The sequence below is a fragment of the Bradyrhizobium sp. LTSP849 genome (genome assembly GCF_000938255.1).
In the GTDB taxonomy this organism is placed as follows: Bacteria; Pseudomonadota; Alphaproteobacteria; order Rhizobiales; family Xanthobacteraceae; genus Bradyrhizobium.
On the sequence record NZ_JYMR01000004.1, the window covers coordinates 207,922 to 229,365 of the forward strand.

The 21,444-nt window shown below is 63.9% G+C and carries 20 protein-coding genes; 6 read left to right on the forward strand and 14 right to left on the reverse strand.

Translation table 11 applies throughout. The annotated features are described in order from the left end of the window. Positions 1-128: 128 nt before the first annotated feature. On the reverse strand, positions 129-1,049 hold the full coding sequence (locus UB31_RS03305) for a LysR family transcriptional regulator (protein ID WP_045002422.1): 921 nt from the start codon (positions 1,047-1,049) through the stop codon (positions 129-131). Positions 1,050-1,258: 209 nt separating this feature from the next. Here UB31_RS03305 and UB31_RS42995 point away from each other — a divergent pair, with 209 nt between their 5' ends. Next, the gene (locus UB31_RS42995) at positions 1,259-1,567 is read left to right on the forward strand and encodes a redoxin domain-containing protein (RefSeq protein WP_502691245.1); all 309 of its coding nucleotides are present in this window, start codon (positions 1,259-1,261) and stop codon (positions 1,565-1,567) included. 276 nt (positions 1,568-1,843) lie between these two features. On the opposite strand, the gene UB31_RS03310 is transcribed toward UB31_RS42995, so the two are convergent. Beyond that, complete coding sequence (locus UB31_RS03310) at positions 1,844-4,000, reverse strand: alpha/beta hydrolase fold domain-containing protein (protein ID WP_045009797.1); 2,157 nt, start codon at positions 3,998-4,000, stop codon at positions 1,844-1,846. A gap of 126 nt (positions 4,001-4,126) precedes the next feature. Here UB31_RS03310 and UB31_RS03315 point away from each other — a divergent pair, with 126 nt between their 5' ends. Beyond that, positions 4,127-4,768, forward strand: a complete 642-nt coding sequence (locus UB31_RS03315; protein ID WP_245305940.1) for a TetR/AcrR family transcriptional regulator — start codon at positions 4,127-4,129, stop codon at positions 4,766-4,768. A gap of 164 nt (positions 4,769-4,932) precedes the next feature. Here UB31_RS03315 and UB31_RS03320 read toward each other — a convergent pair whose 3' ends face one another. Further along, positions 4,933-5,394: a DUF6314 family protein gene (locus tag UB31_RS03320; protein WP_045009798.1), complete on the reverse strand. Its 462-nt coding sequence runs from the start codon at positions 5,392-5,394 to the stop codon at positions 4,933-4,935. 115 nt (positions 5,395-5,509) lie between these two features. Between UB31_RS03320 and UB31_RS03325 the strand changes: the two genes are divergently transcribed. Next, the gene (locus UB31_RS03325) at positions 5,510-5,743 is read left to right on the forward strand and encodes a hypothetical protein (protein WP_045009799.1); all 234 of its coding nucleotides are present in this window, start codon (positions 5,510-5,512) and stop codon (positions 5,741-5,743) included. A 127-nt stretch (positions 5,744-5,870) separates the two neighbouring features. Here UB31_RS03325 and UB31_RS03330 read toward each other — a convergent pair whose 3' ends face one another. Next, positions 5,871-6,830, reverse strand: coding sequence for a helix-turn-helix transcriptional regulator (locus tag UB31_RS03330; RefSeq protein ID WP_045009800.1), 960 nt, complete (start codon positions 6,828-6,830; stop codon positions 5,871-5,873). Between the two features lie 293 nt (positions 6,831-7,123). Here UB31_RS03330 and UB31_RS03335 point away from each other — a divergent pair, with 293 nt between their 5' ends. From UB31_RS03335 to UB31_RS03345, 3 genes are all read left to right on the forward strand, one after another. Next, positions 7,124-7,366 carry a hypothetical protein gene (locus UB31_RS03335; RefSeq protein WP_045002416.1) on the forward strand — a complete coding sequence of 81 codons (243 nt, stop codon included), beginning with the start codon at positions 7,124-7,126 and terminating at the stop codon, positions 7,364-7,366. A gap of 18 nt (positions 7,367-7,384) precedes the next feature. Beyond that, positions 7,385-7,636 (forward strand): GCG_CRPN prefix-to-repeats domain-containing protein, encoded by a 252-nt coding sequence (locus UB31_RS03340; RefSeq protein ID WP_050031594.1) that lies wholly within the window; start codon positions 7,385-7,387, stop codon positions 7,634-7,636. A gap of 293 nt (positions 7,637-7,929) precedes the next feature. Continuing rightward, positions 7,930-10,632, forward strand: coding sequence for a T6SS phospholipase effector Tle1-like catalytic domain-containing protein (locus tag UB31_RS03345; RefSeq protein WP_045009801.1), 2,703 nt, complete (start codon positions 7,930-7,932; stop codon positions 10,630-10,632). A gap of 54 nt (positions 10,633-10,686) precedes the next feature. On the opposite strand, the gene UB31_RS03350 is transcribed toward UB31_RS03345, so the two are convergent. The 10 genes from UB31_RS03350 to UB31_RS03400 form a co-directional block, all read right to left on the reverse strand. Then, positions 10,687-12,576, reverse strand: a complete 1,890-nt coding sequence (locus tag UB31_RS03350) for a PQQ-binding-like beta-propeller repeat protein (protein WP_045009802.1) — start codon at positions 12,574-12,576, stop codon at positions 10,687-10,689. A gap of 2 nt (positions 12,577-12,578) precedes the next feature. Then, complete coding sequence (locus tag UB31_RS03355) at positions 12,579-13,046, reverse strand: hypothetical protein (RefSeq protein ID WP_045009803.1); 468 nt, start codon at positions 13,044-13,046, stop codon at positions 12,579-12,581. A gap of 9 nt (positions 13,047-13,055) precedes the next feature. Continuing rightward, the gene (locus tag UB31_RS03360) at positions 13,056-14,798 is read right to left on the reverse strand and encodes an alpha-amylase family protein (protein WP_045009804.1); all 1,743 of its coding nucleotides are present in this window, start codon (positions 14,796-14,798) and stop codon (positions 13,056-13,058) included. A 131-nt stretch (positions 14,799-14,929) separates the two neighbouring features. Beyond that, positions 14,930-15,613 carry a hypothetical protein gene (locus tag UB31_RS03365; protein WP_045009805.1) on the reverse strand — a complete coding sequence of 228 codons (684 nt, stop codon included), beginning with the start codon at positions 15,611-15,613 and terminating at the stop codon, positions 14,930-14,932. An 86-nt stretch (positions 15,614-15,699) separates the two neighbouring features. Then, positions 15,700-16,431 carry a hypothetical protein gene (locus UB31_RS03370; protein ID WP_045009806.1) on the reverse strand — a complete coding sequence of 244 codons (732 nt, stop codon included), beginning with the start codon at positions 16,429-16,431 and terminating at the stop codon, positions 15,700-15,702. Between the two features lie 131 nt (positions 16,432-16,562). Further along, positions 16,563-16,811, reverse strand: coding sequence for a hypothetical protein (locus UB31_RS03375; RefSeq protein WP_045002409.1), 249 nt, complete (start codon positions 16,809-16,811; stop codon positions 16,563-16,565). Positions 16,812-17,375: 564 nt separating this feature from the next. Next, positions 17,376-18,149, reverse strand: a complete 774-nt coding sequence (locus tag UB31_RS03385; protein WP_045009808.1) for a thioesterase family protein — start codon at positions 18,147-18,149, stop codon at positions 17,376-17,378. Positions 18,150-18,337: 188 nt separating this feature from the next. Then, on the reverse strand, positions 18,338-19,306 hold the full coding sequence (locus tag UB31_RS03390; protein ID WP_045002406.1) for an NAD(P)H-dependent flavin oxidoreductase: 969 nt from the start codon (positions 19,304-19,306) through the stop codon (positions 18,338-18,340). 155 nt (positions 19,307-19,461) lie between these two features. Beyond that, positions 19,462-20,862, reverse strand: a complete 1,401-nt coding sequence (locus UB31_RS03395; protein ID WP_045002405.1) for an aspartate ammonia-lyase — start codon at positions 20,860-20,862, stop codon at positions 19,462-19,464. 35 nt (positions 20,863-20,897) lie between these two features. Then, positions 20,898-21,434 carry a hypothetical protein gene (locus UB31_RS03400; protein WP_045009809.1) on the reverse strand — a complete coding sequence of 179 codons (537 nt, stop codon included), beginning with the start codon at positions 21,432-21,434 and terminating at the stop codon, positions 20,898-20,900. Positions 21,435-21,444 lie beyond the last annotated feature (10 nt).

A 21,444-nucleotide genomic window follows, 5' to 3' on the forward strand; every position in this document is an offset into this window, starting at 1 on the left:
CGATGATCGTCAGCGTCGTTCGATTTCAATCATCGAAAGCAAGGTAGCGGCAGGATCCTCTCGGCATTAGACACGAGGGGGGACTAATAGATATTCTGACCAAGAATGAATGGCCCGCGCGCCTTACCTCACGCGGTCAGAGGTCTCTTCAGAGACTCGCTCTGTGCGGTCGGAATGCAAGTCTCGACAAATGAGGCGAACTCTCTTGCCTTGGCGCTCGCCATCCGCCCGGTCGGATAAACTGCCCAGAGCTCCAAGCCGGGAAGCTCCCACTCATCCATAACGGATTTGACGATGCCTGACGCAAGTTCGGGAGCGAAGTTCCACTCAGACGTTATGGCAATGCCGAGGTGGGCAAACACCGCCTCCCGCAATCCCTCCGCTGCGGTGACTTTTAACCTGCCCCCGACCGCCACCGACGTCTCAGCCGATCCTTGACGGAACGTCCAGGACACGCCGCCTCCATCCGGAGTGTAGATGACGGTCTGATGCGCGATCAGCTCTGCCGGACTTTTGGGTTCTCCGTGTTTCGCGAAGTAGTTTGGGGTCGCGATGACCCGCCGGCGCGCCTGACCAAGCTTTCGTGCCACCAAGGTCGAATCCGCCAACGAGCCACTGCGGAAGGCAACATCGATGCCTTCCTCCACCAGATTGATGGGTCGATCATCCAGCACCATGTCGATCTCGAGTTCGGGGTTTTTCTCCAGAAAACGATCAAGCTGGCGCATGATGTGAAGGCGCCCGAAGCAGACAGAAGCCGCAATGCGCAGCTTTCCAGTCAGTGCGGCTCCGGCGCCGCGCGCTGCCAGAACGGCCTCTTCAGCCTCTTCGATAGAGCGTTTTGCCCTGACATAGAAATTCATCCCCGCTTCGGTAGGGGTCAGGCTGCGCGTCGATCGCAACAGAAGACGAACACCAAGCCATTCCTCAAGCTGAGCAATCGCTTTGGATACCGCTGGCTGCCCCACTCTCATCTGACTCGCTGCGGCGGAGAACGATCCCGTGTCAACGACGCGAACGAACGTCTCCATCGCAAGGTGCCGGTCCATATCCATTCTCCCTTGGAATGAGCATTATCACCCCGAGAAGGGTGCCGTCAGAGCGATAGATCGCCCATGGTGTGGCGCTTCGACCTGCCCGAGAATAGATGGTGACCAGATTGATATGGTCAAACGACGGATCGGACCCACCTGGCTTACCCGCCGGGCGCTCTCGCTCGCCTGATGACACCGATACGCGTGGTCTTGGCTTGCGCGCCATGCGAGCGGGGAAGAAGGCCCCTGACTTCCGCCTTCGCGATCAACACGGCCGTCGCGTGGCGCTGAGCGAGCTGTTGCTTCGCAGCGCGGTTGTTCTTCGATTCTGCCGCAATGAGAATACGGCCAGCTGTGTTCGCGAATTCAACTCTTTGTCGGCGCTCCAAGGCGATATGGAACGATTAGGGGCGACGCTGGTCGTTATTGCAGTCGAACCGTTCGACCCTCGTCCCTTGGGCAAGACACGGCGTCCTTTCCCTTTCCCATCCTGGCCGACAAAAACGGAGACGTGGCCCAGTCCTACGGATTGACCTTCCAGGTGTCGGCACCAAATAGCCCAGACATTAATGCCACAAATGGTAACCCACGGGGACGTGAGATTAGGTCCGCCCCTGCGACTTATGTCGTCGATCAGACGGGACTGGTTGCCCTGGCCTTCGTTGATGTGGAGTGCCGCAGTTTGATGGACCATGGTCAGATTCTGACGGCGCTCGAATGCCTCGCTAGGCGGAAGCAATCATGATCGGATTGCCGACGTCGCTATTCGACCGAATGGCCGCTCGGCGCCATGACTGGTCCTGCGTCTCTCATTCCGCGGCTTGCGAGTGCGCGGCACCGCGTTGCAGATTCCGCCGCGCCCAATCAGCGACCTCGCCCATCGTGCTCTCCGTTTCGGGGAGGAAGGGAAAGATCGTGTAAACATGGACGGAATCCTCTACCAGACGCAGCGTCACGTCGACACCGGCCTTTTCCGCGCGTTGGGCCAGGCGTATGGCGTCGCTGAGCAACACCTCGCCTTGCGTTGCCGTAACGAAAAGCGGCGGTAGGCCGGTGAGATCGCCGAACAGTGGCGACACCAGAGGATCCGTCGGCTCATGGCCCTGGAAATACGACGCTCCCATGAAGGTCAGGAGATCGCGGTTCGCTGCGGGATCATCTCCATTGAACGCGCGGACGCTCTCACCCGATAGGGTGAGGTCGGCAAATGGCGCGACCGCAAGGATGCCGGCGGGCAAGGGATCGCCGGCCATGCGCAGCGCAAGCGCCAGCGCGACCGCAAGGCCGCCACCGGCGGATTCGCCCGACAGCAAAATTGAACCCGCGGGGACGCCTTTTCCCAGCAATGCACGATAAGCGACGACGGCGTCGTCGATCGCGGCCGGATAAGGATGCTCAGGCGCAAGCCGGTAGTCTATGGTGTAGCAGACCCCGTCGGCAGCTGTTGCCAGCCTGCTTGCATATTCGAGCGACCCCTCGGCCGAACCGATCAGGTAGCCGCCGCCGTGGAAGTGCAGCACCACACCGTCGGAGTGAGCTTCCTTTGCTGAGACGCGGAACGCCCTGACGTCACCGAGTTCGTCCTCGATCGCCTCGAAGCCGTCGGGCAACGGGAAGTTCGTGGTCAGGAAGCGATCATAGGCCTCTCGAAGGCCGTCATGACCACGCGCCACGTCCTCGGGACGGAACGCGTATTTCCAGAGCTCGAAGGCGCGTTGGCTCTCCGGACGCTTCAGCCGCTTGCCTTCACGCAGGCCAGTGACATTGACGACCTCGCCCGGCGCCCCCTCCACCGCCTTCACGACATCGTAGTCCCATGCCAGGCCCCAGCTCGTCTCCGCCAGCGGATCGATGCGTGCCATGCCTTTCCAGCGCGCATTGCGATTGCGCAGGCGAGCCGTGTCGGTCTCATGCACGAGCTTTACGGCCGCACGGGCTCCAGCCTGGATGCGCGTCGTGCGTGGCAGGCGACGCCGCTCGTACTCGAGGAGCGCGCCCGGGACGTCGTCTTGCCGTCGGGACAAGACGCGCGAGAGCGTCCAGGCATCCTCGATGCTCTGTCCGGCTCCCGCCGCCAGGAACGGCACCATCGGATGTGCCGCGTCGCCCAGCAGCGTGACGCGCCCCGAACTCCAGCTGTCGATCGGATCGCGGTAGTACATTCCGGTGATGAAGGCCGTCCTGCACTGCTCAAGCATGGCGCGCGCCCGCGGCTCGGCATCCTCGAAAGAGCGAAGCATTTCGGCAATGTCGCCGCTCTCGGTCCAGGATTCGCGGCGTACTTCATCGGCCGGCACCGAAGCCAGGATGCTGTACAGATTTTGGGGCCTCACCCAATAGGTGATCAGCGTACGGCCGGACCCAAACCAATAATTCCCGCGCTCGGGAAGCTCGAGGCCTTCGAGCCGCTGCGCCGGAATCAACGAGCGCCACATCAGAATGTTGGAAAAATGCTTCTCTTCCTGCCCGCGCAGGTACTGTCGCACGATGGAGTGAATGCCGTCACACCCCACCAATACGTCGCCCTTCAGCGTCTCGCCGGTCTGCAATCTGACTTCGACCGCGTCATCCGTCTGCGAGAGCGCGACGCAACAGGCGCCCAGCCGCTTCGATTCCGCAGGGACAGCGTCGAACAGCAACTGAATGAGATCGCTGCGATGGACGTTGTACATCGGCGCTCCGTAGCGGCGGGCCGCCTCATCGCCGAGCGGCACCTGATAAAGCAGGCGCCCCGTGCGCAGATCGCGATAGTCGTAGGATTCAGGTTTGACGCCGACAGCCTGCATGGCGGTTTCGAGCCCCAGTTCGCGGAGCACGATAGCGGCGTTGCTGCCGATCTGGATGCCGGCGCCAACCTCGCCCAGCGCTTCTGCTTGTTCGAGGACAATCACCTCGATCCCGTGATGACGCAATGCAATTGCAGTCACCAGTCCGCCGATGCCACCACCCGCCACGAGCACGCGCATAGTTGGTTTCCTCATCTTGACTTATTAAGCGATTTCACTTAACTTAGGATCGGGCAGGTTTGAATGTCAAGCAGAATGAAAACGGCGCCCCGCGCCGCCTCGGAACAGACCAGGGACCAGATCAAGATGGCGGCGCAAATGCTGTTCGCGCGCCATGGCATCGACGCCGTGACGGTTCAGCAGATTGTCGATGCCGCCGGACAGCGGAACAACGCCGCGCTGTACTATCACTTCCGAACAAAGGAAGAGCTGATTCGGCAGATGGTGGTCGATGGAGCCGCCGTGCTCGACGCCCGACGGCGCGAAATGCTCGACGACATGGAAAAGCGCGGCGGCCCGGCGAGCATTCGCGAGGTGATGCTGGTCCTGTTCATGCCGGTCATCGAGCTCGGCGAGCACGAGCGATGGCGCGGCTATATCCGATTTATCTCACACCTCCGGGCATCCGACCCCAAGGCGCTCCGCGATGCGCTGAGCAACCGATGGAACGCCGGCTATGTCGAGTGCGTCAATCATCTGAAGCGGATGTTGCCCGGACCCGCGGCCATCGTTGAACAGCGCCTTTCGATGTTGGCGATCTATTCCAACGCGGTTCTCTCTGCGCAGGAAGCCGCGCGGGAGTCACGGAACACCAAGAGCAGTCGTCTGTGGGGCCAGCCCTTCACCATCGAGAACATCCTCGACATGCTGGAGGCTGCGATCACCTGCCCGCCTTCGCAGGCCACCTTGCGGATCGGCATGTCAGAGACGTCAGCTGGGCGGCAATAGTATCCGGGATGAGGCGCTGTTCGCTCCGCTTCGCGAGCTATGTCGAGGCGTTTGACGAGGCCCCGGCTTGCCGGTCGCGGGTCGCCAACGACGCCTATCATCGCCTGCTGATCGCGTGGCGACCTGCGAGCTCTGGCAGTGACGCCGCGAAGCTACCGCGCGCGTCACGACAGCCGCGCGTATGTCGTCGTCATCGTGTAGTCCTTGCGTGGACCCGACACGACGTGACGCACGACAAAGCGACCGTCGGCCAGGAAGGTGTAGCTCGACTGATAATTGTCGAGATTGCAGAGATGGCCCGCGCTTCCGCTCAGCTCACCTCCAAAGGATGCAGACAATGAAATCGAGTGGAATAGCCGCCGCGGATTTTCCTTGAAGAAGACCTCGAATCCCCCGTTGCTATTGCTGAAGATGTACTCGCGCTCCGCCTCTAGCTCGGTGCCGTCCAGGAGCTTCAGATGTCCCTGCTCGCGGTACGCCAGGCCTCCCTCGTTCAATGCTGTGAAGGTCGCGATGCCCTGCATCGTCGCTTGACCTTCGATAAGTCGGTTGAACGACCAGGAGCCGATCAGCTTTTCCGTCACCTCCGAGGCGTCACCCCAGCCATCGATCGCGGTTTCGTTCATATCTTTGGACCTACGCGTTCACCGGCCGGTTCGGCTTCTAAAGCCGGGGCGTTCGACTTCACCGAGCCGATGCCTATATCCTATCGGCAACGCGTGTCGATGTAGCGAGCATGTGATGGCCAGGAGACGCACGACGGAGACGGACACCGACGACCTCCCCCGCTATTTCGTCTGGGTCCGGGGTCTCGAGGGGCCCGAGCCGCAGAAATGGGTGGCGATAGATTTCGGCGTCGGTGACTGGAAGCGGCCGCTTGTGCTGGCGTGGCTGGAGCTGCCGGAGGACGAGCGACGCCTGCCGCTGTCGATGCTGGCCGGGCGTTATCCGCCGCCGAGGGTCGAGATTTCGTAGGGTGGGTTAGCGAAGCGTAACCCACCACTGTCTGTCTCCACGGGGGCAGAAGAGCTGGGTTACGCGCCCAGCCTTCGCTTTTCGAGCTTCGGCAGGCCGCTAACCCACCCTACGCAGCATCAATCCCTCACTTCCCCCGTGCCGCGGTCGGCGTCAGGCCGTAGCGGCGGCGAAAGCAGCGGTTGAAATAGGAGAGATCGTTGAAGCCGCAGGCGAACGCGATATCGCTGATGCGGCCTACGCGATGGGCGAGCAGGTCGGCGGCCTTGCGCAAGCGCAATTCGGTCAGGCGGGTGGTGAAGCTGGCGCCGGCTTCGAACAAGAGCTCATTGACGTAACGCTCCGAGAGACCGGCGCCGGCCGCGAGCTTCTGCGCGGAAAAATCCGGTTCGTGGAAACGCGCCTCCAGGATCGTCAGCACGGCTTTCAGCCGCACCGCGCGCAGGCCCCGGCGGCGCGCCGAGGCCGCGACGTCGCTACGCGCGCCGAGGCCAATCGCGGCGAGATCGAGCAGGTGGGCGGCGATCGCCATGCCGGCTTCGTCGGCGGCAGTGGGATGGCGAAGCAGGAGATCGCTGTAATCCATCGCCAGCGACAGCGCGCCGCCGGGCTCGAGCTCGCGGCCGACGAGATCGTCCACGTCGGGCACCATCGCCCGCAGCGTGGTGACCGGCAGATGCACGTTGGTGAAGCGCTTGTGGCTGGCGCCGTCGGCTGCGAAGAACGGCTCGTCGAGCTTCAACAATACCATCGATCCCGGCCGCATTGTGAATTCGCGGCCGCGATGGATCACCTGCGAGGGCCGATCACCAGTGTTGCGCGCGAGGCAATAGCGGTCGTCGCCGGTCTCAATCACCTGGCGCTTTTCCCGACGCACCGTGATGAAACTGCCGTCGCAGCGGCCCAGCATGGTGGTGCCGATGTGGATCGAATTCATCGTCGCGCGAAACGGCACGTCGGCGGCCGGATCGAGCTCACCGGTGTTCGAGAAGTGCTCGAACAGTTCAGCGAACTGGATGAAACGCTGCCGGTCGGACAGACCCTGCGGCAGCATGTCGGTCGAGAGCGTCTTCTTGATCACGGGCATCGATACGGACTTCCAGGAAAGACTTTTTCGAAAAAAACGCGCGCGAAATGGCCGAGCCTCGCAGACCGGGGATGAACCTGCGCTGAAGGTCGGCGGTCACAGGCTACCAGCACGGCGACCTGATTCAAGCAGCGCCGGTCAGTCCAAGCCGGCGCGCGGCCGGCGCCGGATAGTCCAAGACGGGCGGCCCGCCCTCATCCTATTCAGGCCGCGGATGCGACATCCCGCCACACGCGAATCGCGTCCGGGCAACCGGGCGGCCCCAGCCGACGCCCGCTGGAGGAGACAACGACATGCGAACCTCTCTACCCCGCAGCCTCGTGCTCGGCGGCGCCATCGCAAGCAGCCTCTGCATCGGCTATGCGCTCGGCGCACAGCCGCACATGGACGAAGCCGTCGCAATCCTGCAATCGGCGCGCGCCGAACTCGCCAAGGCCGAGCCTAACAAGGGCGGCCATCGCGAAAGGGCGTTGGGACTGATCGACCAGGCGATCGCCGAAGTGCGCGCCGGCATCGCCTTCGCCGCTACCCACTGACATCCAGGAGGACAACGCATGATACGGACCATTTTTGCCGCGGCGCTCGCGCTCGGCGCGATCGCGGGCTCTGCCCAAGCCATGCCGCTGGCGCCGTTCGGCGCGCAGGGCAATGGCGATGTCATCGCAATTGCCGGCGGCTGCGGCGCCGGCTGGCACCGCGGCCCCAATGGCGGCTGCCTGAAGAACTTCGCGGATCCCGCCGCGCATGCCTGCCCGCGCGGCTATCACATCGGCCCCGGCGGCGCCTGCCGCGGCAACGGCCGGTAAGGATTGAGCCACGCGACCTCTCTGCGCTGTTGCACAGCGTCACGAGCGGCCGCTTCACAAAACATGTCATGCCCGGGCAAAAGCGCGAAGCGCGTCTTCGCGCCAGATGTCCCGGGCTTTTTCTTCCTTCATTCCGCGGCGAGCCGCCACGGCGAGGCACCGCAATCGCACTTGCTACCTCGGCGGGTTTGTGCACAGAATGCACTCACATTTTAATTACGCAAACCATTGATTGAATTCGGGCGCCGCCCGATCCGGAATCGGACGCGCTCCCGCAATTGCCGGAGGGGCTCATGTCGCACCACGACGTGGAAGATCGTGCCGTTCATTCCGCTCAAGACGACGCGCGCAACCAGGCCAATGCCGGCGCCAGTCAGGCGAAGCGCAAGCTGGTGTTGTTCGCGGACGGAACGGGCAACGCGTTCACGACCCAGGAATCCAGCGTCTGGCGCCTCTACGAGGCGTTGGACCATACCCAGCCAGATCAGATCGCGCACTACATCAAGGGCGTCGGCACCGCCGGCTGGGCGCCGTTTGCGGCCATCGACGGCGCCACCGGCATTGGCGTGCCTTCCAACGTCCGCAAGCTCTATCGCTTCCTGTGCTGGAACTGGCGCGAGGGCGACGAGATCTACATCTTCGGCTTCAGCCGTGGCGCCTTCACCGCGCGCACGCTGGCAGCCTTGATCGCGAGCCAGGGCCTGGTGCCTGCGGTGATCGGCGACACCCCGGTGTCGCATGCGGAGATGGAGCGCAACGTCATGTCCGCCTGGCGGGAATACCGCAGCGACACCGTGCCGATGAAGAAGAGCCTGCCGACGATCTGGATCGCACGTTTCATCCGCGACGTCCTGCTCCATCTCTATCATTCGATCTGCGGACACCGCTCCTACGCCGATGTCCGTGCGGCAATGAACGGCCGCAAGGACGTCAACATCGAATTTCTCGGGCTGTTCGACACGGTCGAGGCCTTTGGCGTTCCAGTCGAGGAGCTGCGCGTCGCGATCGACTGGGCGATCTGGCCGATCTCGTTCCGCAATCACCGGCCCTCGCACAAGGCGAAGCACATCTGTCACGCGCTCGCGCTCGACGACGAGCGCACCACCTTCCATCCGCTGCGGATCGATCAGAGCCACCTGGCGCCCGACCAGACCGTCAAGGAGGTGTGGTTTGCCGGCGTCCATTCCGACATCGGCGGCGGCTATCCGGATTGCACATTGTCCTTCGTGCCGCTGGTCTGGATGGTCGATCAACTCGCCGGCAGGCTCCGCTTCCAGAGCGGCACCATCCAGCACTTCGAGGACTATCAATCGGCGATCGGGCCAAGGCATGATTCACGCAGTGGCGCGGCGGTGCTGTACCGCTACGGCCCGCGTCCGGTCCTGCCAGGCGCGGCGAATGGCGGCGCGCCTGTGGTGCATTTCGCCGTGGTCGAGCGCATGCTGCACGGCTGCGACGACTATGCGCCGATCATGCTTCCGGCCGACGCCCGGGTGCTGATGCCGAATGGCGACGAGCTCGACCTCACCGACGAGGGAACTCGCGAGACGATGAAGACGGCCTATCTGGCGAAGGCCAGGGGACCGCGACGGCTAAAGGAGGCCGACGCCTTCACCGCGATGAGCATGCCGGACGCCGCGATGGCCTCGCTCACGCGCGACACAGTGTGGTGGCGACGCGTCGCCTATTTCTCGCTGCTGTTCATGGTCGGCGTGATCGCCGTCTGGCCCTTGATCGCGTATCCGCTGGTGCAATGGTCCAAGCAGCCGGTGGGCCACCAGGGGATCTCCATCATCGCCAACATCGACTGGGTGTTTGGCGCCGTGGTGGCTCCGCTCGCCAATCTCATCAGGGACGTGCTGCCGTCCTATGCCGCGCCCTGGCTCAACATCGCGATTTACTATCCTTTCCTGACCTCGATCGTGGTCGCACTGACCTGGTGGGTCTGGAACAAGAACTCGGAGCTGCGCGACACCATCCAGGAGCGGGCGCGTCTCGCCTGGAATACGCCGCGCCGCAAGGCGAGCCGCAGTCACATCGACGAGCCGGGCCCGCTCCTGAAGTTCGGCCACTGGATGCGGATGCATGCCGGACCGACAGGCCGGGTCATCACCAAAGGGCTGGTGCCAGCGGTTTTCCTGTTTGCGGTCTTCGGCTCGACGGCGCTCGTGCTGTCGAACAGCCTGTTCACCGGACGCGTTGCGCTCGGAAAGGTCTGCATGACGAGCCAGGATCCCGCCCCACCTCAGATCGGCACGCCAGTACGCGACGAGCCGACCGACGCAACGACGCTGTTCGATACCAAGGCCTTCTGCTGGTGGAGCGGGCTCGCCGTCGAGAAGGGCCGCAAATACCGCGTCTTTGTCGAGGTCAAGGACCCCTGGTTCGACCGCACCACCATGAGTGGAGCGAACGGCTTCCAGACGCACGGGCTGCGCCACTACGTCGCTTTGCCCGAGTTGCGTCTGTACGCGGCAAACTGGTTCCAGCCAGTGGTTCGCATCGGAACGAAAGGAATGAATGATCTGCCGTTGCAGGCCGTCAACGTGATCCCGGCTGACGCTTTGCCGCGTCGGACGAAGCCGACGATTCCTGCCGAGGACGATGTTGAAGGACAGGATCAATACCCAGTCAGCCTCGACGACATCGACCAGTTCAAGGGCGGGCTGAAAACCCTCGGCAATTTCGAGCCAATCCCGCAGGCCATGCTCGATGATGCAGGACAGGTCTGGAAAAAGGAAGGGCTGACTGATCGCGTCGTCGCCGAGTTCGTCGCGCCCGACTCCGGCGAGCTGTTCTTCTACGTCAACGATGCGGTGCAGATCTTCCCGCAGCTCATGCCGGAATCGATGGTCCCGTCGTGGCTCCAGGTCCTCCAGGGACCGCCGGATCTGTACTACCACAACAACACCGGCACGGCGAAGATCACGGTGCAGCGGCTGCCCGCACCGCCGCTGCCCTCGGCGAAGACGGCGTCGCCGCTGGCGAGCAAGTAGCGTCGCACCACCTCGCGATGCGCCTGCGGTCGGCATAAGCCGGTCGCGACAAAGCTAGTTGGTCAGTCCATAAACATCGAGGCGCCCGTCATAGGTCGGGCGATAGATGCGGCCTTTCCAGATGATCGGGCGATTGAACTTGGGGTGCGTGAAGGCGTGCTCCGGGCCCCAGTTCTCGCTGTCCCAGATCACCTGGAGCCGCTTCGAGCCATCCGGGTTGGTCGCAAAGTTCTGCACGTCATAGACCAGGAAGCGGCCGGGGCTGCGCAGCATGTTGCTGTCCTGGTAGGGCACCATTGCCACGATGATGCCGTCCGCGCCGTTGTTGGCGGCGAGCGTGATGCTCCAGCCGGGCATGCCGCCCGGCGGACGCGGCGATTGCGGCGAGGCGATCTCGTTGGATCCGGCGAGATAGGTCGTGGTCCCGTCGGCCGCGATCGACCAGGCCCTCAGCGCGCTGTTCTCGCCGCCAACGAAATGCATCGTACCGTGGACGGCGGACGAGAACAGCAGCGGCGTGCCGTGCAGATGCCGCGTTGCGCCACCTGGAAACAGATTCAATTGCATGGGCGAGGCCGGCGCCGGCGGCACGGCGGGATCGAAGTAAGTATAGAGGATTGGCGGCATGCGCAGCTTGGCATAGTTTGCGGCGAAATGGCCGGCCGCGAGATCATCCGGCTGCGTGTTGCCGAGCGCATCGGCATTGCCGGTGTAGAGAACGCCATCCTTGCCCGCGGCAAGCACGGCGTGGGACGAGGCGACGTAGACCGGACCGCCCGATCCAAAATCCTGGTCGCTCCACATCGACTCGTTCATCGCATCCATCTGCTGCGCAACCACTGGCGCGATCTGCGCATCCATCGCGTTGGGTCCGGAGGTCACTGCGACATGCGCCATCTCACGCGCATGAATAGGCTTCAGAGCCATTCCCATCCGCCTGGCATGGCCGATCACCGAAGTCAGTGAGACGTTGGACGGCAGCGCGTGCTCGTCATCATCATCGTCGTGGAGCGCCGCGGCGGCTGTGGCGCCGACGCGGTTGGCATCGGTCCATGGCGACCACCACGACACCACCTCGAAACGCGCATGTTGCCCCGTGTGCAAGGCCAGCCGCACGATGCTCTCGCCGAAATCGCCATGCTGCGGCGAGAACGCGCCGTTTCCGGTGATGACGTAGATCGCACCGTCGGGCCCGATCGCGGGACCGGCCCCGCTCTGCCACAGCCCGCCGCCGATGTCGGTGACGGTGGAGCACCATGCGGCCGCAAGGTGCCAGGCATGGACATCGACCGCGATCAGCCAGCCGCGCGCCGTCTTCGACGTCTCCGCGATCGTGCCGAAGGGAATCAGCACATGATTCTGTGTCAGTGTCAGCGCGCTGCGTTGCTTGCGCTCGGCCGAGACGAATTTCTGCACGGTCAGGCCGCCCGGCGGCGTATAAACTGCGCCCTCGAGGTTCAACAGCCCGTGCACCTTCGAACCGTCGCTGATCCGCAAGCCTGCGAGAAAATGCTGGCCCTTGGCGACACTGCCGTCGTCGCTGATCCAGGTGCAGGCGTAGAGAATGCCGGCGGCCTCGTCGATCACGGGGGTCGAGAGAATCCCCCAATTGACGTTGGTCAAATGGCCGTCGATCGCGCGCGTTCCAACGATCGGCCGGCCGAGATTCGTCGCCCAGACCTTCTCGCCGGTCGCCGCATCGAACGCATAGACCCAGTTGCCCATTGTGGCCTGGAATATGAGATCGCGGGTTTTGCCATCAGGCGTCTGCACGCCGCCAACCGCCAGCGGCTGCGCCTCGAGCCGCGGATCGTCGGGAATCGGAATGCTGAAGAGTTTTGCGATGCCCTTGGTGCGGACGGCGGTCGCCGTCAGCACCGTCTCGGCATTGTTCGCGCCGGTCCTGGCCTGGTCATAGCTGCGGGTCGTGACGGAGGCGGCCATGGTCAGGCTCCCCAAACGAGCAGGCTGCCGGCTGCGATCAGGCAAGCCGCCGCAAGCGGTCGCGCGTCACGCAGGCCTGCACGCCACCAGTTCAGCACGATGGCCCCGCAGGCAAAGCCGAGCCCAGCCATGATCGCGCTCGACAGCGCCGCAAGAACCGGCGCCTCGGGCGTAGGCGACACGACGTTGTCGATCGCCAGCAACGGCGGCAGCACATAGAGCCAGCCCGGCGCGTTCAGGAGACGTTGCGCGATCGGATGGCGCACGACCAGCACTGCGCCACACGCCATCAGCAGGACCGCGGCAATCCCACCCGCGAGCGGCACGCTGACCCCGAGTGCCGAGCCGAGGCCGTCGCAGAGGCCGAACATCAGCGCGAGCGGCAGCACGTGTCGCCCTGGAACGATGAATGAGAGCGCAAAGGCAGCAATGAGACTGTCGGCGGACGTCCACAACAGATGCAATGACATGAGACCCTCTCAAATGACTTGTGGAGCAAGGTAGGTAAGATCGATTGAAAACGCTGCGCCGTGCTCCGGTAGCTGCCGGCCCGCGACACGGATATGATGTTCGCCCGTCACACCAGTCGTTCCTTCCGCGCTGACGTGGTCGCCGGTGCACAAGGCCTCGACCACGCTGTGCCCGCGCGCGTCGGTGACGGTGACCTTGAGCGAACCATCTGCCGGCACGCCGTGGCGATCGAGGCCGACACGCAGGGCGATCTTCGAGCCCTGCTCCACCCAGATTTGTCCTGTCTCGGTCTCGGCATTGGTGGCAGGTCTCGTGTCGAGATCGGCCGCCCCAAAGATCGTCTGCGTGGTGTGGCGCGGATGCCGGATGGACGCGAGGTTCAGGCCGGCGCGCGAGAAACACAGATAGCTCTGGCCCTTGCTGAAGGCGTTGCTCGGAATCGTGAAGCTCGCGACGCCATTTCCGTCCGTCCGGATATCGTCGTGATGGCCGGTGTAGTCGTGCAGATCCACATTGGCCCCGAACGCGGTCTGGCAGCGGATCGCACGCGCGTTCATGGTGTCGAAATTCAGCGCGGTCAGCAGGCCGGGGGCGCCGGTCCTGTTGAGCACGACGACCTTGTCATCGAGAAAGCGGCCGGCGGTTGGCCCGTTGGCAAGGTGCTCGTGGATCCAGACGAGATTGTCGATCCACGGCTTCAGTCCGTAGGCACCCGGCCAGACGCTCGGCGGGAAGTAGTCCTTGCCGTAAACGAACGGGTAGCCTTCGATCGACAGCAGGAAGGCATAGGCGAGCAGCTTGTTGCTGATGACCTGCTGGCCGGGCGAAGTATCGGTGTCGGGATTGTCGACGAAGGTACAGGTGAGATCGGGACGCCAGCTGGTGTAACCCGCGCCGTCGAGCACGCGCGCATTGCCGCCGTCGCAGGCCGATTGCAGCGCCCAGTGCATCGGGAAGTCGGCCACGAGCGAGCGGCCGCTGAGCGGTGGTTGCGTCGCCCAGCCGTTGAGGATCGCGCGATTGCCGTCGAAATACTCCGAGTAGAAGAATTTCGAGGCCATCACGCCATGGGTCATGAATTCCCGGACGAAGGGCGCCCAGGTGCCCTTGACGTCGTCGAAGCGCGCACCGTCTGCGCCGGTCGTGCGAAACACCCATTCGCCGAAGTCGAGCGCATCCTCGATCGTGACGCGCGGCGGGCGGCAGCGCTGGTAGGATAGCTCGCGACCGAACGGAAAATCGTCGGGCGGGCTCGGCACGTCGTCGTCGGGCAGATCGTCTGGCGGCACACCGCGAAACCAGCCGGGCGCGGTGGTATTCCGGCCATTCAGCGTCTCACCGTCCGCGCCGAGATAGCGGAAAACACCGGGGCCGCCGTTCTCTCCGCTGCGCTGATGCAGAACGAGATCGAGATAGACGTCGATATCGCAGGCATGCGCGACGGCGACCAGACGCGTCAGCGACGCTTTCGGTCCGTAGCGCGTGGCGAGCGAGCCTTGCTGGTTCTTGCTGCCGATGTCGCGGGGATCGAACACGCCGTAACCGTCGCAGCCGGGACCGGCGCCGCCCTGCGCCTTCGACGTCGGCGGCAGCTGGATCGCAGTGAAGCCGACATTGCGGAGTGCGCGAACATGTGTCGCGAGGAAATCGAGCAACCAGGGTGCGCCGCGCCCATCGACGGGCGCCGGCACGGTCACGCGTTCGCCGTGCGGACCGAAGAAGCGTTCCCAAGCTAGCAGCGCTACTCCCATGACGCGGCCTCTGGCTGGCAGCGTCAATCATGCCTTGGACGGAGATCATCCGGAAGTTGAAATTTGCGGCAAGCGCTGCCGTAGAACGAACCCCCGCTCACGATCGCGTGCGCAGCGAGATGCGTCAGGTGTTAATCGTCAGTCCCGAACAGCATGAAGCCACTGCGCGGACGGCGGGCAACATCGCGTACATCGGAATCTTGGCGGACGTTGCGCGCGACATCATCCCAATTGGTCTGATCGCGTGCGCCGCTCGCGTCGCGCGGGTCATAGCGGCGACGCTCGGCCCAACGTTCGCGCCGCTCCACACGTCGCCGCTCGGACGCCGCACGCTTCACGTCAGAATCCCTGGCCTTGGCATAGGCGTTGTCAGGTGGAGAGGCCGGCTCTGTGGACGCCTGCGGCTCAACGGGTTTTGTTACTTGCGGAGGCGATGCGGGAGTCGGTTTCGGCGGCTCGACCGCGGCTGTTGTCTGCGGCGGTGGCGGCGCCGGAGGTTCCGCGCTCGCCTGAGTGGTCTGCACATCAGGCTTTGCTTCTGGCTTCGCTTCGTCCTGCGCCTGCGCAGGCGCCGCGATTACTCCGCCGAAGGTCTGCGATCCGGTGAGATATTGAACGCGCTCTGACGGCGCGCTCGTCGTGGTCGTCGGGCTCGCAGCCGGTTCAGCGCGCTGCGCCATCTTACCGGTATCCGGCCCCTGCTTGGGCGCGATCGGATGCATGATGTTGCCGGCGACGATACCGCCGCCGAGACCAATGGCGATGGCGGCGACAATCGATCCGGCACCGACGAAATAGGCTGTCGAGGCGCGCATTGGTCCACTCCCTGTTCGGAGCGGGCAACGCGTGAGGATTGCCGGATGTTCCTGATATCAGTGGTTCCCCGAGGGGAAATCGGGCGTCAGATTTGCTGCGCGACCTTCTCGAGCCCGATGATGCGGGCGAGCTTGCGCACTTCCTCTTTCTGGTCGTCACGCAGCTGGAACAGCAGCGGCATCGCGGCCGACTTCAACTGCTGGACCTCGTCGCAATTCGGATCGATCGGCACGCCCGGCGCATTCGGATTGGAGAGCTTGTTGGCGGAGATCTTGCGGACGACGTTGCGCAGCGCGGTCTCGACCGAGGGCCAGTAATATTCCTGCGAGGACGACAGTTTCAGGCGATCCCTGATGCCAGCGATCTGCACTTCGGACAGCAAAGAATAGGACTTCTGCGGCTGCGGCTTGGCGGCGACCTTCGGCTTGGCAGGGGCCTCGGAGAGCGCACCGGTTGGCGCCTCTGCGGTGGCTGGCGCCTCCAACGAGGCAACCTTGGTCTCGCTCCCCTTGAGCCTGGGGAAATCAGACGGCGCGGCCGCTGCAAAGGCCTGGCGCAACGGCTCGGTCAGGACGGGGGCCTGCGACAGCTTGTCGGCGGGAACCTGCACCGGGTCGATCGCGGCCGAGGCCAGGGCCAGCGTCGGAACCAGCCGGTCGGCCTTGGCGGCGCGGTTGGCAGCGAGCGGCTTCGGTGGGGCCTGCGTGATCATCTCGGCGCTGACGCTGGGCACGCTGTCGCGCCCGAGAATGGCAGTGGTGGCGGCGCCGAGGACGAGGAAACAGGTCAGCACAATGATGGTGATGGCTCTGGACAAACGTCTCTCCGGGAGGCCGCTTCACGATGTTGTTAGCAATGCCGGGAAAAACGGCAATAATTAAGGCTTGAGTGTGCCTTTCAGGCGACAATTGCCATGCCTGCGGCGACATGGCCAAAAACCGAGTGAAATCAAGCAGCTGCGGCCAGATCGTAGGCATCCTGGATGTCGGCGACGATCTCGGAGGCCTCCCAGACGGCGCGCGGCTCGACCGATTGCAGCGTCACCGTCCAGTTGCCGCCCCGGCGGGTGCGGGGAACGCTGAGGATGTCAAAGCGGACATTGCGGCACATCGGATGACGGGCCAGCGCATGCGCCACGCGGACGCGGATTTCGTCCAGCGAAGCCTGTGTCTTGGAGTTGAGAAAATCGAAGTCCATAGCCTGTCCCTCTCGGTCCTGATTGGCGGCCGTGAGGGGGATTCTGGGCGAACGATGGTTAATCTGCCGTTAAGCGCGGCGGGCCGGAGCTATGCGGGATTAACTGTGCTGGTGGGCCGAAGCCTGCTCTCCCTCCCCGCGCACATGCCGCGCGAAAGCCGGCGCGCGGCAGCATCCTCACCCGGGATTTTACGGGGTTGTTGTGGCCGGCAAACAACAGCGCGCCATAGAGCGTGTGGAGGCGGTGCGCGCGCAATTGCCGGCGAATCTACGAATCAACTAGATCGCTGAACGGGGCTGGGAAGCGGAGTATCAAATGAGAGTCGCTTCCTTGGAAAGTGCGGTGGCTGCGGTCACGTTGATCACGGCTACCGTTGTGGTGCTGTGGGAGATCAAGATCTTCTACGGCATGTGAACTGGCAGGACGCTGGCGTCGAACAAGAGAGCCTCCGGACAAGAAGAGGTTCGCGACCAGGGCATCCCTTCCGCGGCGGCGGAAGTCTGCCATTCAAGTGGCACCAGGACAAATAGCACCCGGACTTGGCGCGGCCAAAGCCGTCACGCTCACCGCTTCTCGATCACCAGACTCTGCACCGCTCGACCGAAATAACCTTGCCTGTCTGCGAGCCGCGACATCGCGAGGCCCGCGCCGTCGGGACCGATCCAGGATTCGCCGTCGAGCAAGATCCACTCACCGACCGGCTGGCGCGCAAAGTTCACGGTAAGGTCGGCGTTGATGTAGGTCCATTCGCGGAAATCGAGCGTCGAGGCGGTGCCGTTGGAGAAATCCGCGGCGACCACGGCGCGCATCGCCTGCGAGATCGCTTCGCCCGCGATCAGCGGATGGTCGACGCGAAACCAGATCGCGCCCGCACCGGCCTGGCCGAAGCGACCGCGCGCGGCGCGCATCGAGACCGATCGCACGAACGGGCTTGTTGCGGCGTGGCCGTCCTCGGCGAGCGAGTCCTCCGGCGAGGGCAAATTGACCGGCAGCTCCCTCACGTCGTCAGGGAGCGTCAGCGCCTGCGTCTTGCCCTTGAGCACGGTAGCGCCGACGACCTGCACGCCGTCGGCGAGCAGCTTGATCTCGCAGAGCTGGATCTTGCGGCCCTCGCGCAAGACTTCGGTCTCGATCGTGAGCGGCGCCACCGGGACGGGGCGCATCAGGTCGATGGTGACGCGCGCGATCGCCATCGGCACCGGCGTCGGGATGCGTTCCGCCGCCCACGTCACCAGCGAAGCCGGCGCCGAGCCATGCTGCATCCGCCGGTCCCACGGCCCCGCGGCATCAGGGCTGGTGACGACACTGTTGCCGTCGACACGGTAGATCGCGGTCATCGTTTCTCCGTGGTGCACATTCGGAGTTCAGCAAAAAGTGTCGTCCCGGCGAAGGCCGGGACCCATAGCCACAGGGAGCAGTTGTGAAGCGAAATCGTGGTTGATATCGAGCGCAACGACGACCCGTCGGGATTATGGGTCCCGGCCTTCGCCGGGACGACAGATGAAAGATGCCGGGACGACGGTGCCTACAACGGCGGATCGATCGCCTCGTCATATTCCTTTTTGAAGCGCGCGATCAGCTCGGCGGCGGGCAAGACCTTGTCGACGCTGCCGATGCCCTGGCCCGAGCCCCAGATCTCCTTCCAGGCCTTCGGCTTGGCGCGCTCGCCGGAGGCGTCGGTGCCGAAATTCATCTTGGAGGGGTCGGAGGTCGGCAGGTTTTCCGGATCCATGCCGGCGGCGAGGATCGAGGGCTTCAGGTAATTGCCGTGCACGCCGGTAAAGAGGTTGGAATAGACGATGTCGTCGGCGCTCGCACCCGCGATCATCTCCTTGTAGTTCTCGACCGCGTTGGCTTCCTTCGTCGCAATGAAGGCCGAGCCGATATAGGCGAAGTCGGCACCGAGAATGCGCGCGGCACGGATCGCCTTGCCGTTGCCGATCGCGCCCGACAGCGCGATCGGGCCGTCGAACCATTTTCGCGTTTCGGCAACGAAGGCCAGCGGCGAAATCGTGCCGGCATGGCCGCCGGCGCCGGCCGAGACCAGGATCAGGCCGTCGGCGCCCTTCTCGATCGCCTTGTGCGAGAATTTCTGGTTGATCACGTCGTGGAAGACGATGCCGCCCCAGCCGTGCACGGCCTGATTGAGCTCCTCGCGCGCACCGAGCGACGAGATGACCATCGGCACCTTGTACTTGGCGCAAAGCTGCATGTCGTGATCGAGCCGGTTGTTCGACTTGTGCACGATCTGGTTGACCGCGAACGGCGCCGACGGCTTGTCGGGATGCGCGCGGTCATAGGCCGCGAGCTCTTCGGTGATCCGCGCCAGCCATTCGTCGAGCAGCTCGGGCGGGCGCGCGTTCAGCGACGGAAACGAGCCGACCACACCCGCCTTGCACTGCGCGATCACGAGATCGGGCACCGAGATGATGAAGAGCGGCGAACCGATCACGGGGATCGACAGACGCCCCTTGAACAGAGCAGGCATGGACATTGCGAAACGATCCTTTGTTGGCAGGCAAATCGAAAGCTGGAAGCCATACCAACAAGGCAATCTTTCCACTGTCAAGTATTGCGTTTTGACGCCGCCCCCGGACGCCGTTACCGCAATTCCAACGCGCGGAATTCGCTACGCAAAGGCGGGCGGCATCACCCGAGCATATCCGGATTGATCAGCCGCTCGAACGAGAACATCTCATCCCATTTCTCCTGCGTCAGCAGCTTGCGCTCGACCACCACGATCTGGTGCAGCGACTTGCCGCTCTTGTAACCCTCGCGCGCGATTTCGGCGCACTGCTTGTAGCCGAGCAGCGGCTTCAGCACCGTGACTATACCCAGCGAATTGAGCACCATGTTGCGCGTGTGCTCGTCGTTGGCGGTGATGCCGACAATGCAGTTCTCGCGCAGGCTATTGACCGCGCGCTCCATGGTGCGGATCGAGAAAAACAGCGCGAACGAGATCACCGGCTCCATCACGTTGAGCTGGAGCTGACCGGCACTTGCTGCCAGCGTGACGGTCATGTCGAGGCCGATGACGAGGAAGCTGGTCTGGTTGACGACTTCGGGGATCACCGGATTGACCTTGCCCGGCATGATCGAGGAGCCCGGCTGGAGCTGCGGCAGGTTGATCTCGTTGAAGCCGGCGCGCGGACCGGAGGCGAGCAAGCGGATGTCGTTGCAGATTTTTGTGAGCTTGCTCGCGGTGCGCTTGAGCACGCCGGAGAGCTGCACATAGGCGCCGGTGTCCGACGTCGCCTCGACGAGATCGCCGGCAAGAATGAAGTCGACGCCGGTCAGCGCGCTCAGATGCCGGACGGCGAGCTTGGGATAGCCGACTGCCGCGGTGACGGAAGTGCCGATCGCGGTGGCGCCGAGATTGATCTCGCGCAGCAGCGCGCGCGCTTCGGAGATGCGGTCGACCTCCTCGCCGATCGTGGTGCCCCAGCCGCGGAATTCGGCGCCGAGCGACATCGGGACTGCGTCTTGCAGATGCGTGCGCCCCATCTTCAGCACGCGTTCGAACTCGCGGCCCTTGGCGAAGAAGGCCTCCTGGAGCTGGCGCAACGCCGTCATGTAGCTCTCGAGCCGCAGGATCAGCGCCAGCCGAAACGCGGTCGGATAGGTGTCGTTGGTGGACTGGCCGTAATTGACGTGGTCGTTGGGGCTGACGTGCTGGTAGTCGCCCTTGTTGAAGCCCATCGATTCCAGCGCGAGGTTGGCGATCACCTCGTTGGCGTTCATGTTGGTGGAGGTGCCGGCGCCGCCCTGGATGAAGTCGGTGACGAACTGATCCATCATGTCGCCGGCGATGACGCGATCGCAGCCCAGGATGATCGCATCGGCGACTTTTGCATCGACCGCGCCGAGATCGCGGTTGGCCATGGCGGCGGCCTTCTTGACGTAACCGAGCGCCTTCACGAAGTAAGGCTCCTGGTTCATCGGAATGCCGGTGATGTGGAAGTTCTCCTTCCCGCGGATGGTCTGGACGCCGTAGTAGATGTCGTCGGCGATCTCACGCTGTCCGAGGAAATCCTGCTCTGTACGGCTCATGGGTGCTCCTTGTTGCATGCGCGCAGGCTATCGCATCAGTTCTGGCACAGCGCGCTGGTCACGAAAGTATCGGTGCGGCAGTCATCCGGCTTGCGGGCTCGGCCCGGGATCAAAACCTTGGCCGAGCATTTTTCGGCGGAGTCGGCGTTCAGGCTCTTGCCTTCCTTGTAGCCCTTGCTCTGGCAGAGCTGGTCGGCGGCCTGCTTGCAGTCGGGCGCGCCGTTTGACGAGACCGGGCAGGCCGCGCGCCCCGAGACCATGGTGGACGGCTTCGCCAGCCGCGACAGATCGTTCATGGTCTCGCTCGGGCTTTTGATCGGCGGCAGCAACGAGGGCAGCTTGTCGAACAGCTTGCCCATTTCGTTGATCAGCCCGGGATTTTCCTCGCGCGCCGAGGGAGCCGACGGCGGTGGCGGTGGTGCTGGCGTGGCCTGCGGCCCCTGCTCCTGGAGACCGAGCGCCGGCGGCGTCGATTGCGGCCAACCGGCCCCGCCGGAGCCGAGCAGGACCAGCAGCATCGCTGAAACAAGCCACCCCAGCCGCACCGCCGGATTGCCGGATCGAACCATCATGACGGCAACC